Source organism: Chryseobacterium sp. 2TAF14 (assembly GCF_052115105.1).
Taxonomy (GTDB): domain Bacteria; phylum Bacteroidota; class Bacteroidia; order Flavobacteriales; family Weeksellaceae; genus Chryseobacterium.
This window is the reverse complement of the sequence record NZ_JBFRGA010000231.1, coordinates 1-3,628: the sequence shown is the minus strand read 5'-3', so window position 1 is coordinate 3,628 and position 3,628 is coordinate 1. Positions and strand designations below refer to the sequence as shown.

Below are 3,628 nucleotides of genomic sequence, written 5' to 3'. Positions count from 1 at the left end.
ATCCACAGAATATCCTCTACCAAATTCGCCTATCAGCTGTTTACTGAGATTCTTCAGCGTCTCCTTTGAATATTCTGCTCTATCCTTTCCATTTTGTTCATCAATAACAATCATTTCACCAATTTGAAAATAGGTCATAATCATCGTCACATTAACATTCCGCGCGATTATGTACTTGGCATTTTCGATTAAATGCTTAACTGAGGTGTAAAGAGTGGATGATGGATGCATAGCCAAAGGTTTTCTTTATTCATTATGGTATGCCATCAAGATATTTGACTAGATATATTTTTTAAAGCGTCTGGAAGTGATTGACTTCATTCGGCAGTCATTGGCTATTCGAGAAGAATAAAATACAGTTTATAGAATATAAGCCAATCTATTAATAACAGATCAGATTTAAGATAGATTGATTTATTGAGAAATCTTTTCATAATCAACCGGTAAAAAGGCAGCTAAGGTAGAGCGCTCAGCCTCATCATTCCTAGCCAAAAGACTACGGCATAAACGGTCTCCTCCCTGAAGGTACCCTCCAATTATTCCGTTTCCTTTTGGCTTTCAACATTGACCGCTTTGATTATCTGCTTTCTTTTTTCCGGTTTTTCTTTTGAAAAATATTCAGCGAGGCCCGAAAGGCTTTTAGGAGATGGGTCGGGGAAGAGATTGAGAATAAATCAAAATGTACAATCTTAAACAAAACAGTTATGAACCTTATCGGAAGACTGACAAGAAATGCGGAAGTCCGCAACTTGCCAAAAGACAAAAAAGTAGTCAACTTCTCTATTGCTACCAATGACAAGTATCGCAACAAACAAGGCGAAAAAATTGAACAGACCACTTATTTCGAATGCTCCTACTGGATTTCTGAAAAGGTTGCCGAACTCTTAACCAAAGGCACTTTAGTAGAACTCAACGGCAGAGCCTATGCAACAGCATGGATAGGAAAAGATGGAGAACCACACGCAGGAATGAATTTTCATACTTCTCAAATCAAAATTCATGGCGGTGGCAAAAAGAATAATAATTCTGATGTCAAATCTCAAGAAAAAACAGAAATGACCAAAACGAAATCCAATGACAATGACAGCGAAAAAGATGATGACCTACCATTCTAAGCTTTCTATAAAAATCAACAAGTAAAATTTTAACATCATGGCACATAATTTAAATTTCAATAACAAAACAGGAAAATATTCATTTTTCAGTGTACAGGAAAAAGCATGGCACAACTTGGGACAGATCGTCGAAACACACCCGACAAGTGAAGAAGCTATAAAATTTGCAGGTCTTGACTATGAGGTGGAAAAATCACCACTTTTTGCAAAAGGTGCTGGCATTATTGAAAATGCAAATGGTATCGAAATAACCGATTCCGAATTGGATGTTCCAAACTATTTTGCAAATATCCGAACCGATAATAACACCGTTTTGGGTGTAGTCGGAAAAGACTACCATATCGTACAAAATCGTGAAGCCTTTTCTTTTTTTGATGCTATCGTAGGCGGTGGAGATGGAATTCTTTACGAGACTGCAGGAGCTTTGGGAAATGGCGAACGTATCTTCATTACGGCAAAATTACCCGATTATATACGGGTGGGAAATGGTGACGACATTACCGAAAAATATATTTTTCTTACAACCTCGCATGATGGGAGCGGAAGCATTACCGCCGCATTTACCCCTGTACGCATTGTCTGCCAAAACACTTTAAATGCTTCATTGAAAAACATGAGTAATGTCGTACGAATCAGACACACCGCAGGAGCAAAACAACGCTTAGAAGATGCTCACAAAGTAATGGGGTTAGCGAATAAACTGAGCAATGAATTAGAAAATACTTTTAATCATTGGGCAAAAATAACCGTCGGGGATGACGAAATGAAAAGACTGATTCAATTGGCACTTTGTCCAAATAAGGAAACCTTAAACCATTTACAGAAAGGCAGTTTTGATGATTTGTCAACGGTTTTTAAAAATACGGTCGATGATGCTTTTGCCTACGCTATGATTAGCGAAAGCCAACAGATGGAAACTACCAAAGGAACTTTGTTTGGGGCGTATAATGCCGTGACAGGCTATTTTCAGAATGTCAGAAGCTATAAGGATAACGAAGCAAAATTGCAATCCATTGTTTTGGGTGGAACTGCACAGCTGAAATCTCAAAAGGCTTTTGATTTATGCGAAACCTTTTCCCGTATAGGTTCAAATTCTCTTATTCTTAATTAATCATATTCTCAATTTTTTAAGCACGGGAAATAAAAGTCTCTGCCGTGCAGGAGCAAAAATCATGAATTATAACATCGTTAATGAAATAAAACTAACCTATACAAGAATAGGAAATTCTGAAAAGATCATCACCTCATCAAGGGACGCAGTAAAAGTATTTCGTCAGCATTTTGATAGTGATGAAATCGACTATAGAGAATCTTTTTATGCTCTCTATCTTAATCAGGCAAATAAAGTTTTAGGAATAAAAAAAATCTCCGAATGCGGCATTTCTTCAACAATTGTTGACGTAAGAATTATTATGCAAGCTGCATTACTATGTAATGCTACTGGTCTAATCTTAGCGCACAATCACCCGTCCGGAAATCTGAAACCTTCAATAGAGGATTTAAAAGTAACGGAGAACATAAAAAACGCATCAGAGTTTTTAAATATTAAACTGTTAGACCACTGTATTTTAACATCTACTCATTATATTTCCTTTTCCGATGATGGACATTTATAAAAAATAGTCAAAGAAAAACGGCAATTTTGAAGTTGCCGTTTTTTCATCTCGAACGAAAAGACAATTCCTTCCTTTGATCGGAAACGTCTTTTCGCAGTTTAGAGGATACAACCTATTTGAAAATTCCTCCCAAGCCATTACATTCAAAAAAGTTGTGGTCGAGTTTTAGTTGTCGTTTTAGCCAAACGACGAAAAAGATAACTTCATCCGGAAATAGTGGTTCAAATCGAACTTAATAGAACAAAAATTTAGACTTTTTAGAAAACAGACAATTGGAAAATCAGTCTATATTTGTCAAGATCAGAGGCATATTAGAGAGGACTTTTTTGTATTTTCTTGTCGTATAGTCATAATTAAGAATTGCTGACAAAGGTTGGAATTAATACTCTCTATCAAATAATCAATACTATAAATATGGGAAGTAAAGAGCGTATCACAAAGCATAAAGAAAAACTTTATCTTGAGATCATTTCAACAGCAATATCAATGGTAAGAAGTGAAGGTCGTCATGCCCTAAGTTTGCGTAGGATAGCAGAGAGGATTGAATATTCAGCGCCTGTTATTTATTCTCATTTTGATAATAAAGAAGATCTTCTTACTGTATTATCAAATATAGGTTTCCATAAATTGAACACTAAAATTGAGGTGAACTGCAGCGTTATTAACGATCCGATCCAAAAGCTAATATCTGTACTGACTACTTTTTGGGATTTTGCTAATGAAGACCGAGAATTATATCAATTAATGTATGAAGTAGGAACTAAAATAAACTTGTTTGATAATATTCCAGAGTTAACAAAATTTGTGAATTATCTAAAAACAACCCTTTCTGATCTTTACATTGGAAAAACACCTTCGGAAGAACTGCTAATCTCTAAATGTTATATGGCTTTAGCA

At 35.6% G+C, this 3,628-nt stretch carries 5 protein-coding genes; 4 read left to right on the top strand and 1 reads right to left on the bottom strand.

Annotated features, from left to right (window positions below; translation table 11 throughout):
- Positions 1 to 231: DUF1016 N-terminal domain-containing protein (locus AB4Y90_RS16545; protein ID WP_441558673.1), on the bottom strand; the 231-nt coding region annotated here is incomplete at its 3' end.
- Between the two features lie 473 nt (positions 232 to 704).
- Here AB4Y90_RS16545 and AB4Y90_RS16540 point away from each other — a divergent pair.
- From AB4Y90_RS16540 to AB4Y90_RS16525, 4 genes are all read left to right on the top strand, one after another.
- Complete coding sequence (locus tag AB4Y90_RS16540) at positions 705 to 1,115, top strand: single-stranded DNA-binding protein (RefSeq protein WP_441558672.1); 411 nt, start codon at positions 705 to 707, stop codon at positions 1,113 to 1,115.
- Positions 1,116 to 1,152: 37 nt separating this feature from the next.
- Entirely contained in the window at positions 1,153 to 2,226 is a 1,074-nt protein-coding gene (locus tag AB4Y90_RS16535; RefSeq protein ID WP_441558671.1) for a DUF932 domain-containing protein, read from the top strand.
- 61 nt (positions 2,227 to 2,287) lie between these two features.
- A complete protein-coding gene (locus AB4Y90_RS16530) occupies positions 2,288 to 2,731 on the top strand; it encodes a JAB domain-containing protein (protein WP_441558670.1) in 444 nt (147 codons plus the stop codon).
- 414 nt (positions 2,732 to 3,145) lie between these two features.
- A partial coding sequence (locus AB4Y90_RS16525) for a TetR/AcrR family transcriptional regulator (protein WP_441558669.1) occupies positions 3,146 to 3,628 on the top strand: 483 nt, incomplete at its 3' end.